The sequence below is a fragment of the Longimonas halophila genome, from assembly GCF_002554705.1.
Taxonomy (GTDB): Bacteria; Bacteroidota; Rhodothermia; order Rhodothermales; family Salinibacteraceae; genus Longimonas; species Longimonas halophila.
This window is the reverse complement of sequence record NZ_PDEP01000018.1, coordinates 18,536-34,399: the sequence shown is the minus strand read 5'-3', so window position 1 is coordinate 34,399 and position 15,864 is coordinate 18,536. Positions and strand designations below refer to the sequence as shown.

At 61.4% G+C, this 15,864-nt stretch carries 12 protein-coding genes; 6 read left to right on the top strand and 6 right to left on the bottom strand.

Annotated elements, in window-relative coordinates; translation table 11 throughout:
• Window positions 1–330 precede the first annotated feature (330 nt).
• The 4 genes from CRI93_RS14250 to CRI93_RS14235 all read right to left on the bottom strand — a co-directional run bounded on the left by CRI93_RS14250 (window position 331) and on the right by CRI93_RS14235 (window position 3,604).
• A complete protein-coding gene (locus tag CRI93_RS14250) occupies window positions 331–915 on the bottom strand; it encodes a Uma2 family endonuclease (RefSeq protein WP_098063314.1) in 585 nt (194 codons plus the stop codon).
• A 269-nt stretch (window positions 916–1,184) separates the two neighbouring features.
• A complete protein-coding gene (gene ribD, locus CRI93_RS14245) occupies window positions 1,185–2,375 on the bottom strand; it encodes a bifunctional diaminohydroxyphosphoribosylaminopyrimidine deaminase/5-amino-6-(5-phosphoribosylamino)uracil reductase RibD (protein ID WP_245850559.1) in 1,191 nt (396 codons plus the stop codon).
• Complete coding sequence (locus tag CRI93_RS14240; RefSeq protein ID WP_098063312.1) at window positions 2,327–3,025, bottom strand: hypothetical protein; 699 nt, start codon at window positions 3,023–3,025, stop codon at window positions 2,327–2,329. Before CRI93_RS14240 ends, ribD begins: the two co-directional genes overlap by 49 nt.
• 156 nt (window positions 3,026–3,181) lie before the next feature.
• Entirely contained in the window at window positions 3,182–3,604 is a 423-nt protein-coding gene (locus CRI93_RS14235) for a DoxX family protein (RefSeq protein ID WP_245850557.1), read from the bottom strand.
• A gap of 194 nt (window positions 3,605–3,798) precedes the next feature.
• Here CRI93_RS14235 and thrA point away from each other — a divergent pair, with 194 nt between their 5' ends.
• From thrA to CRI93_RS14210, 5 genes are all read left to right on the top strand, one after another.
• Window positions 3,799–6,255 carry a bifunctional aspartate kinase/homoserine dehydrogenase I gene (gene thrA, locus CRI93_RS14230; protein WP_098063311.1) on the top strand — a complete coding sequence of 819 codons (2,457 nt, stop codon included), beginning with the start codon at window positions 3,799–3,801 and terminating at the stop codon, window positions 6,253–6,255.
• Window positions 6,256–6,339: 84 nt separating this feature from the next.
• On the top strand, window positions 6,340–7,320 hold the full coding sequence (locus tag CRI93_RS14225) for a homoserine kinase (protein ID WP_098063310.1): 981 nt from the start codon (window positions 6,340–6,342) through the stop codon (window positions 7,318–7,320).
• Window positions 7,321–7,367: 47 nt separating this feature from the next.
• Entirely contained in the window at window positions 7,368–8,465 is a 1,098-nt protein-coding gene (locus CRI93_RS14220; RefSeq protein WP_098063309.1) for a mechanosensitive ion channel family protein, read from the top strand.
• A gap of 42 nt (window positions 8,466–8,507) precedes the next feature.
• Window positions 8,508–9,785: a threonine synthase gene (gene thrC, locus CRI93_RS14215; RefSeq protein ID WP_098063308.1), complete on the top strand. Its 1,278-nt coding sequence runs from the start codon at window positions 8,508–8,510 to the stop codon at window positions 9,783–9,785.
• Window positions 9,786–10,182: 397 nt separating this feature from the next.
• Complete coding sequence (locus CRI93_RS14210) at window positions 10,183–11,340, top strand: NHL repeat-containing protein (RefSeq protein ID WP_098063307.1); 1,158 nt, start codon at window positions 10,183–10,185, stop codon at window positions 11,338–11,340.
• Between the two features lie 187 nt (window positions 11,341–11,527).
• Here the strand turns inward: CRI93_RS14210 and CRI93_RS14205 are convergent, their stop codons facing one another.
• Window positions 11,528–13,309, bottom strand: coding sequence for an LVIVD repeat-containing protein (locus tag CRI93_RS14205; protein ID WP_217992555.1), 1,782 nt, complete (start codon window positions 13,307–13,309; stop codon window positions 11,528–11,530).
• Between the two features lie 60 nt (window positions 13,310–13,369).
• A complete protein-coding gene (locus CRI93_RS14200) occupies window positions 13,370–14,134 on the bottom strand; it encodes a DUF305 domain-containing protein (protein ID WP_098063306.1) in 765 nt (254 codons plus the stop codon).
• Window positions 14,135–14,732: 598 nt separating this feature from the next.
• Between CRI93_RS14200 and CRI93_RS14195 the strand changes: the two genes are divergently transcribed.
• Window positions 14,733–15,857, top strand: coding sequence for a hypothetical protein (locus tag CRI93_RS14195; RefSeq protein WP_141491734.1), 1,125 nt, complete (start codon window positions 14,733–14,735; stop codon window positions 15,855–15,857).
• Window positions 15,858–15,864 lie beyond the last annotated feature (7 nt).

Sequence of the window (15,864 nt, the reverse complement as noted above, 5' to 3'; positions counted from 1 at the left end):
CAAGTCGGAGCTATAGTCTTTGCGCATAGCTTCGGTATCGTCTTCGGTGAAACGCTTGATCACCACCGAAAACGAGGCGGACTCCCGTTCGTTTTCCCTCGCAAAGCTTGAAATCAAAACAGGTTCTAAGTGATAAAGCTAAGAGACACCGAACCCTCGTTTTGTTCGAACCCCCTCTCCCTTCGGGTTTCTCCCCCTTTTCCAAGGGGGAGATGTCGGCAGACAGAGGGGGTTGGGACAGACTACGATGATGTAGCCTACATGACAATCACTTATCATTGAACCGCTGCCCGAAAGACGAACTGTTCAGGGGGATGCGAACGGGGCGCGCTATGCCACAAACAGCGAATCAAGATCGACCGTCAATCCATCGAGCAATGCTGATGAAGCCGTACCGGAATCGACCTGCCGTGCGTGTTGGGTAAAGCCAGCATCGGTGTTCGTGTGTACTTCCACCGTGGAGCTATCCGGGTCAATGATCCAGTATTCGCGTACGCCATGCACTTCGTAGAGACGCTTCTTTGTGGTCAAGTCATGGTGCGCCGTCGCGGGCGAGAGCACCTCCATCACCAGATCGGGCGCCCCGTCGATGGCCTGCTCGCCAATGCGATCCCGCTGTGCCTCCGAAACGAACACCAGATCCGGCTGCAGCACATCCGACTCTGAGAGCTTGACGTCCATCGGAGCGAATAGCACTTCGCCTCTGTCTGGGGCATGATTATACAGCGAGCGATACAGATACGCAACGATGCGCTGGTGGCGGGTGGCCGGCGCGGGAGCCATGACAAGCGATCCGTCGATGAGTTGGTAGGGCGCGCCCTCGGGCAACTGCTGGTAGTCGGCGTAGGTGTAGCGCTCTTTTTTAGGGAGCGGCTCGGGGGGCGAGGGTGGCGCGTCTGTTGTAGTCGGTTCCATGGTCCCGAGAATGTGTCATGAAGATACCGTGCGCCCGCTGATACGCTGCGTGTGGCGGAATTGTGTCCAGCCGCTGCACCTCAGGAGTGGTCAGCAGCGACGGAGGACCGTCGCTGCCAGGGTAGAGAGGTGCTATCAAAATTTCTACTGCGTCCAACGGTCCCCCGTTGGACGCGTATGCGGACGCTCCAGCGTCCGAGAGAGAAGCGGCGTCACAAGCGGTGTCTGTGCCAAGGTAGGGGGCAGAGGGGCTCCCGAAGAACCCCCGCTCACACCGCTCGCACATAGCCCTGAAACAGCAGGTCGTTGCCTACGGTCGTCCAGCGCTGATCGGCAAAGGTACGCGCCTCGTCCATGCGGCGGATGCCCAGGTCGCGCACGCTCGGCATGCCGCTGCCCACCACCTTGGGCGCGACAAAGCAGAAGAAGCGATCTACCAGGTCCTGCCGAAGGAGCGCCGTGGCCAGGCCCGGTCCTGCCTCTACCAGGAGCGATTGCAGCGGACGCTCCGTAAGGCCGTCGGGCGCGCCCAGATGGGCAAGCAGCGCGTGCAGGTCGAGATGCTCGTTCGGCGTTTCGGGGATGCGTAGGACCTGTCCGCCGCGTGCGGTGAGCGCCTCGGCATAAGACGGCGCTGCACGCTCCGCGCCGATTACAGCGATCGTAGAGGCCGCGTGGTCATCGGTAAATAGGTTCAGTTCCGGCGAAAGCGCACCCGTGCGGTCGAGCACGATGCGGCAGGGCTGCGGCCCATCGACATGGCGCACCGTGAGGCGCGGGTCGTCAGCAGATGCCGTGCCGCTGCCCACGAGCACGCCATCCAGGTCGGCGCGCCACTGGTGGACTTTGGTGCGCGCTTTGGCCCCTGAGACCCACTGGCTGTGCCTGGTCGTGGTAGCGATGCGCCCGTCGAGCGTCTGCGCAATTTTGAGCGTGAGGAGCGGACGCCCCGTCTCCACCTGATGAAAGAACGCTTCGTTCAGCCGCGTGCACGCGTCTTCTTCGACGCCAACGGTCACGTCCACGCCATGCGCCCGCATCCGCTCAATGCCGCGTCCGGCCACTTTCGGATACGGATCGACCGTGCCCACCACCACGCGCGGAATGCCCGTTTCGATGATAAGGTCGCTGCACGGCGGCGTTTTGCCGTGGTGACTGCACGGCTCCAGGTTCACGTAGAGCGTCGCCCGGCGAAGCGCCTCCGGTCCGTGCTGATCCAATGCTTCGCGAATGGCCTGCGCCTCGGCGTGCGCCTGCCCGTATTCGGCGTGCCAGCCCTCAGCGAGCACCGATCCATCCGCATCCACCAGCACCGCGCCCACCATGGGGTTTGGGCTCACGTGCCCGGCCCCGCGCTGGGCCAGCGTCAGACAACGCTGCATCCACTGCGCGGCATCGGACGGCGCGTCGTCTACACTTCCTGGATGTACGTTGGCAGCGAGGCCTGATTCAGTTGCCATTGCTCGAAGTAGAATTTGGATTCAGAGCGTGCCTTCTGGAACGGCAGCACGAAGCAACGCACCTCGTTGGCGGACACGTGCGTGCGGAGCGCATCGGTAAGGGCGTCGCGTACGGGCGCTGGGCTAAAAAAGCTCCAATCGAAGCCGTCGTGGGCGGGCTCGCTGAAGAAAACGGTGGTACCGGCTTCCATGAGCGTACGCAGCGCCGCGGAGCCTTCGCGTCGCGCTTGCTGGGCCACGTCGTGGAGCGGCGTAGGATCGATCGGCGCGTCGGCACACGCCAGCACGCACTCGCCCTGCGGTGTTGTCCACCAGCTGCGCACCGCCTGCATATCCATGTCGGCGTTGAGCGTGCCATCCGGTGCGATGCCGCATACGTGCGGATGCGCAAAGACGGCGGTGAGGGCATGAACCATCGTATCCATAACAGAAAGCGCCGTAAGCCCCACACGATTGGCTTCCAGGTCGGTGCCCGCAAGATAGCCGCGGTAGGCGGTGGCCGGGTTCAAGAGCGCGCGAAGCGTATCAGCATCCGGATCGTGGCTGGCACGGGCCGAGCGCTCGGTGCGGCGGCGAGCGTCGGGGTTGGCATCGGACGCAGGCGGCTCCAAAAGCGCCGGCTCCTCAAAAAAGTATTTGACGATGGACATGGGGCTGCAGTCCGCATGAGAAATTTGGGGGCACGATCTGACAGGCATTAACAACGAAGACCGTCGTGCAAAGTTGAGTGCACGACGGCGTCGTTGCGTTCGCGTCTCCGCGCGGCGCATACAGAACAGCGCTGCAGTCGCATGGCGCTTGATCGCTTACGCCGCCTGCTCGGTCGTATGCTGGATGGCCTGACGCTTCCGGTAGGTAACGTACGACACAGCCAGAATGGTCAATGCCACCAGCGGCATCACGGTATCCATGATCGGATCGCCCACCGCAGTGTGGGCAATGAAGGCCGAGACAAACGACACGATGAATCCGAAGTAGGCCCACTCTTTCAGAAAGCGCGGCGTAGGTGCCAGGAGCGCAACAACGCCCAGCAGCTTCGCGATGCCCAGTTCAATCCGGAAGTAGGCTGGAAAGCCCAGGTTTTCAAAGGACGCTGCAATGGCGGGCGAGGTAAAGTACATGTAGGCCGACCCGGCCATCATGAGCGACAGCAGGCCCGTGCTGATCCAGTAAGCGTAGTCACGTGCGGTCATGGCAGCATACAGCATGATGATAGAAAGCAATTCCATTTGCTGTTGTGTGTTTTAACACAGGATGCGTTACAGCGTTTTGCGGTGAACAGCTTCGTTATACGGAACCAACGTGACGATGTGGCGATGGGACGATCTCCCATGGGCAACCAAAGCATCGCTGCCGTGCAACCCGTCTTGCGGACGCGCCGTTAAGCGCACGTCTGCGTATTTTCCTCGAACCGACACCACTCATGCCTTCCCCCACGCCCTGGACGGTCTACAAGTTCGGCGGAACCAGTCTGGCCGATGCCGAGCGCCTTCAGCATGCCACCACGCTCATTCAGCGGTGCACATCTCCGTGCGCGGCTGTCGTATCGGCAATGGGCGGCACCACCGATGCGCTGATGGCCCTCACCGACACGACGCGTCCGCATACCGAGCGTCTCGATCAGTTGGATGTGCTGCGCGATGCTCAGCACAATCACATCCGCTCGGTGCTTCAGGGCGCAATCGCACACGAAACGACGGATGCGCTCAACCGCGACGTGCAGACCATCCGCGATGTGTTGCAGACCACCGAACTGCTTGGCACCGTCTCTGACACGGCTCGTGACTTGATTGCGGGGTTTGGCGAGGTGTGGAGCGCTCGCCTCGTGGCGGCCGCTTTGCAGGAAGCCGGCGCCTCGGTCGCCCTCCTAAACGCCCGCGAGGTCATCGTCGCCACCCACACCGAACTGGGGCCGACGGTCGACTGGGAGGCGACCCGCACGCGCTGGACCCGCTGGCACGAGGGGCATGCAGATGCGGATGTGCTGGTTGTGACGGGATACATTGCGACCACACCCGAAGGCGCGCCCACTACGCTGGGCCGCAACGGGAGCGACTTTTCGGCGGCGATTATGGCGTCGCTGTTGGAGGCGGAGGCCGTGCACATCTGGACCGATGTAGACGGCGTCATGACCGCCGACCCGCGCCTGGTGCCCGACGCACAGCGCCTCGACGCGATCTCGTATCAGGAAGCCATGGAGCTGGCCTATTTTGGGGCCAAGGTAATTCACCCGCGTACACTGGCTCCGGCCTTCGACCGCGAGATTCCCATCCACATCCGCAACACGTTTTCGCCTGAGGATCCGGGCACGTGCATCCACCTGGACGGCGAAGCGGACCGTCCTGTGAAGGGCTTTGCCACGATTAACGACCTGGCGCTGCTGAATCTGGAGGGCTCGGGCATGATGGGCGTGCCGGGCATTGCACGGCGGCTCTTTAGCGCGCTGGAAGCCGCCAACGTGTCCGTCGTCGTTATTTCGCAGGGCAGCTCCGAGCACTCGATCTGCTTTGCGGTGCCGCAACCCCAGGCCGATGCCGCCCGAAAAGCAGCACAGGACGCCTTCTACGCCGAGATTCATCAAGGGCACCTGCATCCGGTGCAGGTCACCGACAACTGCAGCGTGCTTGCCGTGGTGGGCGATCGGATGGCGGGCACGCCGGGCATTGCTGCTACGTTCTTCGGCGCACTCGGACAGGCCGGCGTAAACGTGCGGGCGATGGCGCAGGGCTCGTCGGAGCGCAACATCACCGCGGTCATTGACGGGGCCGACGCCACGAAGGGGCTGCGCGCCGCCCATGCCGGATTCTACCTCTCGAACCACACGCTCTCGGTCGGTATCATTGGGCCGGGCAACGTGGGCGGGGCGCTGCTTGAGCAGCTGGAGGCGCAGGCCGAGCGGCTGCGCACCGAGCAGCACATCGACATCCGCGTACGAGGCATCGCCAACAGCAGCTACATGGCGCTGGATGAGCAGCGCCTGGACCTTGACGGCTGGCAAGATGCAATCCGCGAGCAGGCGCATCCGAGCGATCTCGACGTGCTCGCCGACCACATCCAGACCGACTACCACCCGCACGCCGTGCTCATCGACTGCACATCGAGTCCGGCGGTGGCGGCGCGGTACGAACGCTGGCTCCGGCGCGGCATTCACGTCGTGACGCCCAACAAGAAGGCGAGCACGGCCCCCTTGGATGCGTACCGGACGCTGCAGGAGGCGCGGCGCTCGGCCTCCGCCCGTTACCTCTACGAAACCACCGTGGGTGCGGGACTGCCTATCATTCAGACGCTCAACAACCTGATCGAGACGGGCGACCGCGTGCTTCGCATCGAGGGCATTCTGTCGGGCACGCTGTCGTACCTGTTTAACGCGTTTGACGGCGAGCGAGCGTTCTCGGATATTCTGCGGGAGGCGAAGGCCAACGGCTTCACCGAGCCCGATCCACGCGACGACCTGTCGGGGATGGACGTGGCCCGCAAGGTCGTCATTCTGGGGCGCGAAATGGGCCTCGATATCACGCTCGACGACGTCGCCGTGGAGAGCCTCGTGCCCGATGCCCTCACCAACGGCTCGGTCGATGCGTTTATGGCGGGGCTGCCCGAGCACGACGATGCCATGACCCGCATCCTACGGGAGGCTCGCGAGGCCGGGCAGGTGCTTCGGTTTGTGGGGGCGGTCGACCACACCGGCGAGGCCTCCGTGCGCCTGGGTCGCTACGACGACGACCACGCGTTTGCGCGCATCCACCGCACCGATAACATCGTGCAGTTTCGTACCGAACGCTACAACGAAAACCCGCTCATCGTGCAAGGCCCCGGCGCGGGGCCCGACGTCACCGCCGCGGGCGTGTTTGCCGATCTGCTGCGGATTGTGGATGCGTGAGGCAAAACTGCATACTCTTGATCTGTAACGATGCAGCGCGCTGCATCGCTATGGCATTGTAAAACACATCACAATACAACCAACATGCCGCCTAATCCCGACCCGTCTACTGACACCCTCCCCACCACGGCTACGGCCACCTCCCCCGGGTCTATCGGCAATGTGGCCGTGGGCTACGATGTGCTGGGCGGCGCCTTCGATGCGGTGCACGACCGCGTGCGCATCGAGCGGATCGAAACGCCTACTGTCGAGATCGCGTCGATTACGGGATGCGTGACGGAACTGCCGCGCCGCCCCAAGGCCAACACCGCCACGGTGGGCCTGCTGGCGATGCACGCCGACCGCGACCTGTCGTACGGGTTTCGGGTGCACATCCATAAGGGCATTCCGCTGAGCTCAGGCATGGGGGGATCCGCGGCCTCGGCGGTGGCCGCCATGAAAGCAGCGCAGGTTCTGGTCGATCCGCCCCTGACCGACGACGAGGTGCTGCACTACGCCTTGCAAGGCGAGCAGATTGCCAGCGGCGCGATGCACGGCGACAACGTGGTGCCGATGGTCTATGGCGGCGTGGCGCTCACGCGCAGCCTGGACCCGCTCGATGTCGTGCCCATTCCGGTGCCCGAGGGGCTGCACACTGCACTGGCGCATCCGCATATGCAGATTTCCACGCGCTCAGCCCGCGCCGTGCTGCCCGAGGCGGTGCCTGTGCCCATTGCCGTCCAACAGAGCGCCAACCTGGCTGCGCTCGTAGCTGGATGTGCGCAAAACGACCTGCCGCTGATCGGACGCTCGCTTCACGACGTCATGATCGAGCCCCACCGCGCCCGCCTCATCCCCGGCTTTGACGCGGTGCAAGCGGCTGCCCGCGAGGCGGGTGCGCTGGGCGGTTCCATCTCGGGTGCCGGGCCCAGCGTCTTTGCCTGGTGCCCCGACGCCGCTACCGCCGAGCGCGTGGGTACGGCCATGCGCCGCGCCTTCGCGATCGAAGACTTGGATGCCGACATCTGGACCGCCCCTGTGGCCAGCAACGGTGCGCAGCGGATAGATGCGTCAACGGAGACGTAAGAGCCTTCTGCATCTGCGATTGCACCTCCAATAGCATCTACGTTGCAATGGACGTCCTCCTCTACACGATTCCCTATCTCGCCGGAGCCGTTGTCGTCGGTTTGTTGCTCCACAGAGCAGTATTTTGGGGGATACGCACGCTTAACAGTCGCCTGGGCGGAGATAATCAGCTCCGCGAGAACGCGCTAAACCGCAGCTACCGTCCGCTGCAACTGCTGATTCCGCTCCTGGTCGTGCGCGCGGTCTTTCCAATGTTTGGGCCGACGCTCGAACCCGCACTTCAAGACGGACTGCACATGACATTGCACACGCTGTTCGTGGTGGGCATTGCATGGCTGCTGATTGCTGCGGTCCATGTGACTGAAGACCTCATCGGGCATCGTTTCTCTGTTGAACAAGAAGACAACCTACAGGCGCGGAAAATCGTGACGCAGGCGCGTCTGCTCCGTCGCATTGCTATCGTTGCTATCAGCGTAGTGGCACTTGGCATCATCCTGTTCGAGTCCGACACGTTTCGAAGCCTGGGTACCGGGCTGTTGGCTTCGGCGGGCATTGTGGGCATTGTCGTGGGATTCGCGGCGCAGCGCACCATTGGCACGATCGTCGCGGGGTTGCAAGTGGCGTTCACGCAACCCATTCGCATCGACGATGTGGTGATCGTGGAGGGCGATTTCGGCTGGGTCGAGGAGATTACGCTCACGTACGTGGTGGTGCGCGTGTGGGATCAGCGGCGCATTGTAGTTCCTATTACGCAGTTCATCGACCAGCCCTTTCAGAACTGGACGCGCGAGACGTCGGAGCTACTCGGTACGGTTTTTCTCTACGTGGACCACACGGTGCCCTTCGAAGAGGTGCGCGCTGCGCTGGGCGAAATCATTGAGGCATCGGAGTACTACGACGGGCGCGTCTGGAAGCTGCACGTGACCAACACCACCGAGCGCACCGTTGAACTGCGCGCGCTGATGAGTGCCCGCAGTGCGCCCGATCTGTGGGAGCTGCGCTGCGAAGTGCGCGAGCGAATCGTGACGCATCTGCAAGAGACGCATCCCGAGGCGCTGCCGCGCGTCCGCGCTGAGCTGCACGACGCGGCCGGACGCTCCGAACGCGAGCCGACGCCTCAGGGTATGCCCGATTCCTCATCCTGACGACCGACCTGTCGCATCCCCCCAAACCGACCCTGCCCCTGCATGCACTTCGTAAGTACGCGCAACGCCGACCACCGCGCCACGCTCTCCGAAACGCTGACCCGCGGCCTGGCGCCTGATGGTGGACTCTACGTGCCCGCGTCGTTTCCTGCGGTCGATCCGATGGAAGCGCCGTCTGACGCCATCACCGACATCGCAGCGCACATGCTGGCGCCCTACTTCGAGGGCGACCCGCTTGCGCCTATGCTCGACGCGATCTGCGCCGACACATTCTCGTTCCCGGTGCCGCTCCGCGATTTGGGACGCGACACTGCGGTGCTGGAGCTGTTTCACGGTCCCACAGCGGCCTTCAAAGATGTGGGGGCACGCTTTCTGGCATCCGCACTTTCGCATCTCAACAAAGACGCGGCGCAGCCGATCACCATTCTGGTGGCTACGTCGGGGGATACGGGGGCAGCGGTGGCTGCTGCATTTCATGAAAAGCCAAACGTGGAGGTGGTGGTGTGTTATCCGAAAGGCCGCGTGTCGGCGCGGCAGGAGAAGCAGCTGACCGGATGGGATCAGAACGTACGTACGCTGGCGGTAAATGGCGACTTCGACGACTGTCAGCGTCTGGTAAAGGGGGCTTTTCAGGATGAGGCGCTCTCCACGGAGAAGCGGCTCTCCTCGGCCAACAGCATCAATGTGGGGCGCCTGCTGCCGCAGCTCACGTACTACGCCGCCGCCAGCCGCTGGTACGTACGTGAGCACAACGTATCGCCCGGATTTATCGTGCCCTCGGGCAACCTCGGCAATGCCGTGGCTGCGCTCTACGCCCGCGCCATGGGCAGCCCCATGCGCCCGGTCGTGATGGCGACGAACGAAAACCGTCCGGTGGTCGACTTCTTAGCAACGGGCAGCTGGGAGCCGAAGCCGACGCAAGAGACGCTGGCCACGGCGATGGATGTGGGCGATCCGAGCAACATGGAGCGCCTGCGTCACCACTGGCCCACTATTGAGGGCGTGCGCGGTCAGGTGGAGGCCGAGCGCATTGCCGACGACGAAATCGAGCGGCAGATCCAGCGCGGCCTCGACGTGTGGGATACGGTGTGGGACCCGCACACCGCCACGGCGGCGGCTGTCCGCGAGCAATGCGACACCCCGCACTGGGTGCTGGTGGCCACCGCGCATCCGGCCAAGTTCGACACGGTGGTGGAGCCGCTCATCGGCGAGACGGTGCCGGTGCCCGAGGCGCTCCAGGCCGTAATGCAGCGCTCCACCCCCGCACCGCTCATCGAACCCACAATGGACGCGTTCCGCGAAGCGGTCTTGGCGGGGTAGGTTGGGGACACGAGCATGTAGGGACACGGCGCGCCGTGCTCCTACGCGTGGTGTCCGACCCGTATCTTCTTTCTGCAACCTACCGACTTGGCGCTGACGGTGCCGATAGCGTTCGGTACGAGTTATCCGACTGAGGGAGCGTGATTCCCGCGATTCTATAATCGCTCCTCTGGAGAGGGGAGCTGTCGCGAAGCGGCTGAGGGGTAGATGAACCCGCACCGTTGAAGATACGAGCTTGGCCTTTCTAATTGTTGCACGAATGGGTCTTTTGAAAGATTTGGACGCATAACAGGCACGCCCCTCCGGGACTCTGCCTCATTTGCATATCAGCATTCAGTTTCTTTTTGTATTTTTAATGTAGACGTTTCCTTCTTTCTGCAACCGATCCATATCTATCATGCGCATATTCCGCATCATATCACCCCTAACTCTTGTCTTTCTATTCGCAATAACCGGATGTGCCGAATCTGACTCTTCCGACTCGCAGGTTGCTGACACGCCTGTCTCGACGCTTTCGCTGGATCCGATTTGGAGCACCGCTGAAGCAGGCAACGATTTTCTGGGCGATGGGCCGTTTATGGTGCGGGTGGATGCCGACAGCCAGGTGTATGTGGCAGATCGCTCGACGCAGCAGGTGCATCAGTTCGGTTCTGACGGCACCTGGCAGGCAACCACGGGCGGCTCGCAGGGCGGACCCGGTGCGCTTCAGTTCCTGGTCGGACTCGACCTGGCTCTCGATGGGCGCGTGCTTGTTGTAGATGGTTCGCAGAACCAGGTCCTAACGTGGGAGGAGGTGAGCGCTGCACCGCGTAGCACGCATCGGATCAATCCGTGGCAGTCATATCGGCCGTTCGGGCTGTTTGTCACGGATGCGTGTACATGGGCCATTCCGCACCGCATGTCGCACAGCGCACAGACCGGTGCCGATGTAGACCCCCGCGAGCATGTGGTCCGCTACCGGTGCGATAGCGAGGTGCCAAGCGACACCCTGTTCAGCTATCCACGTCCCGAACAGATTGTGGCCGAGCCTATGGGCGGCATTGCCACCTCCGCGCATCCGCACGGGCGCAAGTCGGTGGTGCGCTATCATGACGAACACTTCTACGAAGGACATACCAGCGCCCCTGCCTTTCGCGTGCGCAGACAGGACGGCACCATCATAGACCGTATTCGCTTTGACCATACGCCGGTGCCTATCGAGCAGAACAAGCTGGATGCGATGCGGGCCGATCTCGAAAACGACTCAGATACGCCACCTGCTGTAGCGTCGGCACTACTCGACGCTATCGATAACGCCCCGCGCTATGACACGCACCCGGTGTTCGACCATATTGCGGTGGATGCAGCAGATCGCCTTTGGGTCCAGCCGGTCGACCCGAACGCCGAACAGGCCACATGGCTTGTGGTGAATCGCTCGGGAGAGACGGTGGCTCAGGCCCACGCTGCATCGCTCGCAGTACGACTCGATGTGGTGCACCGCAACCGCGCCTACGGCATCCGCCAGACCGACGACGGCGCTCATGAGGTCGTTGCGTTTGCGATCACAGAAGAGTGAGGCATAAAGCATTGGGTCCCATGCATGGGTACCAGCTGTGCCGAGTGCATGAGACCAGCTACGATATAATTCAACGCAGGAGTATGCTCTGCCCCATTGCACCGACGGGGTAAGATAGGGCACGCGCATGTAGGGGCACGGCGCGCCGTGCCCCTACGCGTGATGCCCGATTCATTGTAGCGTCCGGCTACAGCGAATTCGCCAGGTCGGTGGCGGCGGTGGCGATGCGCTGGACGCGCTCCGAGTCATCATCGAGGTCGGCAGCCAGCGTCTCAAGCGCTTCTTGCTGGGCAGAGGCATCGCTTTCGGCTTCGATGCGATCCAACTCGGTACGCAGCTCGGCTATCGCATCTTCAGAAAGCGCCTCATGACGTTCGGCCTGGTCGAGGTAGGCGCGCACGACCGCAAAGTCGGCGGGCCATTCATTGTGCGGCTGATGCTGCGGGTTGAAGGTGTCGTACGAGACCAGCTGGGCCGCAGCCAGCTCGTTTTCGGTGAGATGCTCGCTCGCCTCCAACTCGAATACGTCGAAGCCGCGGGCAATTTCGGTGCCGTAGATGCGCCCGTTGTACCAGTAGGTGGACCAGTATCCAGCGATCTGCAGCTCGTCGTCGCTCATGGGACCGCGGTCGAAGAACGCAATCTCGTAGGGCTCCGACGGATCGGTGAAGTCAAACACCGACACGCCGCCCTGATACCACGCCTGCACTTTGATGTCGCGCCCCGGCACCGGAATCAGCGAGCCGTTGTGGGCCACGCAGTTCTCGGTCTCGGTCTGCGGGGCGGGAATCTTGTAGTAGCTGGCATGCTCCATCGTATCGCCTGTGCGGCGGAAGAACGCATTCGCGCCCCAGGTGCGCGGGTCGTCGGCCTGGCAGCGCGGGGCCACGCCACCGCCCCACTCATCCGTAAAGAGGACCGTTTCGCCGTCGTTGCTGAAGGTAGCCGAGTGCCAGAATGCGAAGTTGGAGTCTGCCACCGCGTCGATGCGCTCGGGGTTGGCCGGATCCGTAATGTCGAGCAGGATGCCGTTGCCAGAGCAGGCCCCGGCAGCACGCCCGATCTCCGGATACACCGTGATGTCGTGGCAGCGGTTGGTGGCGCGGGTGCTCTGCGTGTTTTCGCCATGACGACCGCCCGGCCAGAGGCCGTCGGGGTCGCCGGTTTCCTGATCTTGGAAGATGCGCGGTTCATTCACGATCTTGGCGGTTTCCGGCGCATCCAGCGGCACCTGAATCACCTCAATCTGGAAAAGCGAGGTTTCAGGATCTTCCGAGGGCGGCAAGTCGGAGCAGCCTTCCAGTTCAGACTCGTGGCGTACCGGGCCGGTGCCCGATACGTACACGTAGAGATTTTCGTCGTCGTTGGGCGAGTCGAGAATAGTGTGCGTATGCGAGCCCCGGCATGTCTGCACGCCCGCAATCTGCTGCGGCGCGGCAATGTCGCTCACGTCAAAGATGCGCACGCCCCGAAAGCGCTCTTCGTCAACCGGGCCCGAGGTGCCCTGCGAGCCGCAGTCAACCCGCCCGCGCATCTCCTCGACCGACATGAAGACGAGGTCGCCATAGATCGACACGTCGCCCTGTCCGCCGGGACACACGACCGTCGTTTCAAGGTTGGGCTGGGCCGGATCCGAGATATCGTAGATCATGAAGCCCATGAAGTTACCCACGATCGCGTAGTTGTCGCGAAAAGCGATGTCGGAGTTCGCAAACCCAAGATCGCCGGGGTTATCCGGATCTACAAACGTGTCGGGGCGCGGGTCGGAGGCCAGGAGCGTCATGTGTTCGGAGGCCGACTCGGCACCGTACCACCCGGCGTCGAGTCCGATGCGTGGGTCGTCGGGGTTCCACCACTGCTCGTCGGACGAGGAGGCGTCGGCGGTGTCCTGGGCCGCTACGGGCGCGGCGCACAGCAGCACGAGCATGGCGGGTAAAGCAAAGCGAAGCAGTACAGAAACGGGGCGCATAAGGCGAAACGATTCAGTGAAACAGAGGGAGGCAAGGGAGCGGTGGGCTACATCAGGCTGTTACTCGTACGCAGCAAGCATCTGCTGCATCCGGGCGATTTCGGTCACCTGGGCCGATTCGATGTGCGAGGCCAGTGCGTTTACGGTGCTCGTTTGGCCGCCGCGGTCGGATGCGTAGAGCGTTTCGACCATGGTGATGGCCCCTTCATGGTGCATAATCATGAACTCCAGAAACAGGCGCTCGAACGTTGCACCTTCAGCCTCGACCAGTTGCTGCATCTGGTCGGCGCTGAGCATGCCTTCCATCTGCATGGGCGGATGCATGGCGTGGCTCGGGTCGCGCACAGGAGCGCCATCGGGCCCCTCAACCGCAGCCGGAAGCGGAGGCACCTCGGCATCGTGGGCAGCCAGCCACCCGGCCATCTGCGCAATCTCGTCGGACTGGGCCAGCTCGATGCGGCGGGCCAGTTGGTGGAGCGACTCGTTGTCGGTGCGTTCTTCCACAAGCGCGGTCATGTCGAGCGCCTGCGCATGATGCGGAATCATGTGCTGCATAAAGCGGATGTCGGCTGCGGTGGCCTCGGGGGCTGCATCCGGGGTGGATTCGTAGCGCCGACTTACCTCGCCGGGCGCGCCGGGCCGCACCGTGGCTGCCCCGCTCGTGTCAGCCGCGGCCTCCGGTTTAGCATCAGACGACGTATCCGACACAATGATGGTACGCACCACGCGGTCAGCGTCATCTGAGGTGGACTTCTGGGCCGTGGCGGGTAGCAGGCTGCTTCCAATAAGGAGCATCACAGCAAAAACGACCGACGAACAGCGCATAAGGGGACTGTCTGTGGGGAAAAGAAACAACAGCTACACGCAGTATACACATTGCCAGGCGGAACGTCTACCCGCTCGTGTCACGGTTTTGCATTGTGTGTAATTAGGTGTGTTGGGCTCTGGTACTTGTAGCCCCCAGTGGTTGGTAGCAATAAGAATATTAACAAAATATTAAGTTTGGTGATCATGTTGAGATTCAAAAAAAAAACCAGTTATGGTGAAGTGATTTCGATTCAGTGATCACCAGTTTTTACATGCCATGAACAAGCTAAAAGCAAACATTGCCAGAGTGTCCATAGCTCTTTTCATTGCATTGAGCATTTCGCTTGGGCCTGCGCTTGCAACCTCCAGCGTCTTCCAGAGCTCAGATGCAACAACACAAAGCTGCACATGCGCAAAAAGGGTCACAAATGGACTCTGCGATGGTCCAACCACGCGCGTGTGCACAGGAGGATCAGGATGTGAAGATGTTTGTGGAGGAGGAAGCACCCCCATCAGAACATCAAACTGAAGTTTAGTGTAGTTCAGTCAGACAATCCGTGCTACATGCTCGCATGAGAAGCCGTCTCAAAGGCTTTCTCATGCGAGCATGTAGCACATGTCTTTAGTACTTGAGTATTTGGTAGTACTTGAGCACTTAGCCCTTCTACTAAAAATTCACTTCGTAATGACAAAACACGTGCTCTTATCCATATTTTTGTTGGGGTTTGTAGCTTGTGAAACAGAACAGCCTGATACCGGAGACAGGGCTTCTGCAGGTGAGCACGAGTTCGAGGAGGTAACTCGGTTTTCAGAAGGACTGTTTGAGCCTGATGTGTTTACGGTGATTGGAGACTCCCTTCTCATTGGGGTTGATCGCAGCAGTTCAGATACAGGTGTGTTTCGCATGAACCTCGACACCGGCAACATGTGCTGTCAAACTGGGGTCGGAGAGGCCCCGGGTGAAATTGCCGGTCAGGGGCAGGCTGTTGTACAGCAGGTAAACGACGAGCACATCTGGCTGTGGGACGAAGGGAGCCGATCTATTACACTGTACGACTACGACCTATCACCCATCGAACGCACCAGCAGAATTGGGGATCGCGGCTCGTTACGTGCTGCGCCAATTGGCACCACCCATGTGCTGAACGTGACCTCTACGGCTGATCCGTTTGCTGAGATACTCAATTATACGGCCACCCTTGATGAAGAAGGCGAACCTATTCAATCGGTGGCGCTGCCCGACGAGTTCTCGCATGTGCGCAATGCATTTCAGCTCCAGTACGGGCATATCGTGAGTGATTCTGAGCGCGCATACATCGGGTTCGACTTCTCGTCATACATCGTCGGAGTCGATGAGGACGGCATTCAGTTTCTCACAAACAGTCCGAAGAATGACCCCATGCCGCCTCAAGAGGAGCCTCGTCTCCCTGATTTGGCGGAGTACCCACGTACCACGCTGTCGATGGACGTAGATAGCGAACATTTGTTTGTGCTCTACTCGGGGAAGCAGACCTCACGCGAAGAGGTCATGTCTTATCAGAGCGATGACAAGCTTGGGGCACTTTCCGAAAAGCTGAATCGTTCAGACACAATTTTGCTGTATGAAAAGCAAGATGGCTCGCATGTTGACACCTGGAATATCCCTGTTCAAGCCGATGATATAGCTGTAACGGAAGACTATCTCTATATCCTTTCTACAGACGATATGGAGCCGACGATTATTCAGTATGAACGTCCTTAACGCACTT

What these genes read in the sequence shown, in the direction of transcription:
- ribD (WP_245850559.1), bottom strand. Translation starts at nt 2,375, where the DNA reads ATGGCAACTGAATCAGGCCTCGCTGCCAACGTACATCCAGGAAGTGTA.
- CRI93_RS14195 (WP_141491734.1), top strand. Translation starts at nt 14,733, where the DNA reads ATGTCTTTAGTACTTGAGTATTTGGTAGTACTTGAGCACTTAGCCCTT.
- CRI93_RS14205 (WP_217992555.1), bottom strand. Translation starts at nt 13,309, where the DNA reads ATGCGCCCCGTTTCTGTACTGCTTCGCTTTGCTTTACCCGCCATGCTC.
- thrC (WP_098063308.1), top strand. Translation starts at nt 8,508, where the DNA reads ATGCACTTCGTAAGTACGCGCAACGCCGACCACCGCGCCACGCTCTCC.
- CRI93_RS14220 (WP_098063309.1), top strand. Translation starts at nt 7,368, where the DNA reads ATGGACGTCCTCCTCTACACGATTCCCTATCTCGCCGGAGCCGTTGTC.
- CRI93_RS14225 (WP_098063310.1), top strand. Translation starts at nt 6,340, where the DNA reads ATGCCGCCTAATCCCGACCCGTCTACTGACACCCTCCCCACCACGGCT.
- CRI93_RS14200 (WP_098063306.1), bottom strand. Translation starts at nt 14,134, where the DNA reads ATGCGCTGTTCGTCGGTCGTTTTTGCTGTGATGCTCCTTATTGGAAGC.
- thrA (WP_098063311.1), top strand. Translation starts at nt 3,799, where the DNA reads ATGCCTTCCCCCACGCCCTGGACGGTCTACAAGTTCGGCGGAACCAGT.
- CRI93_RS14210 (WP_098063307.1), top strand. Translation starts at nt 10,183, where the DNA reads ATGCGCATATTCCGCATCATATCACCCCTAACTCTTGTCTTTCTATTC.
- CRI93_RS14250 (WP_098063314.1), bottom strand. Translation starts at nt 915, where the DNA reads ATGGAACCGACTACAACAGACGCGCCACCCTCGCCCCCCGAGCCGCTC.
- CRI93_RS14235 (WP_245850557.1), bottom strand. Translation starts at nt 3,604, where the DNA reads ATGGAATTGCTTTCTATCATCATGCTGTATGCTGCCATGACCGCACGT.
- CRI93_RS14240 (WP_098063312.1), bottom strand. Translation starts at nt 3,025, where the DNA reads ATGTCCATCGTCAAATACTTTTTTGAGGAGCCGGCGCTTTTGGAGCCG.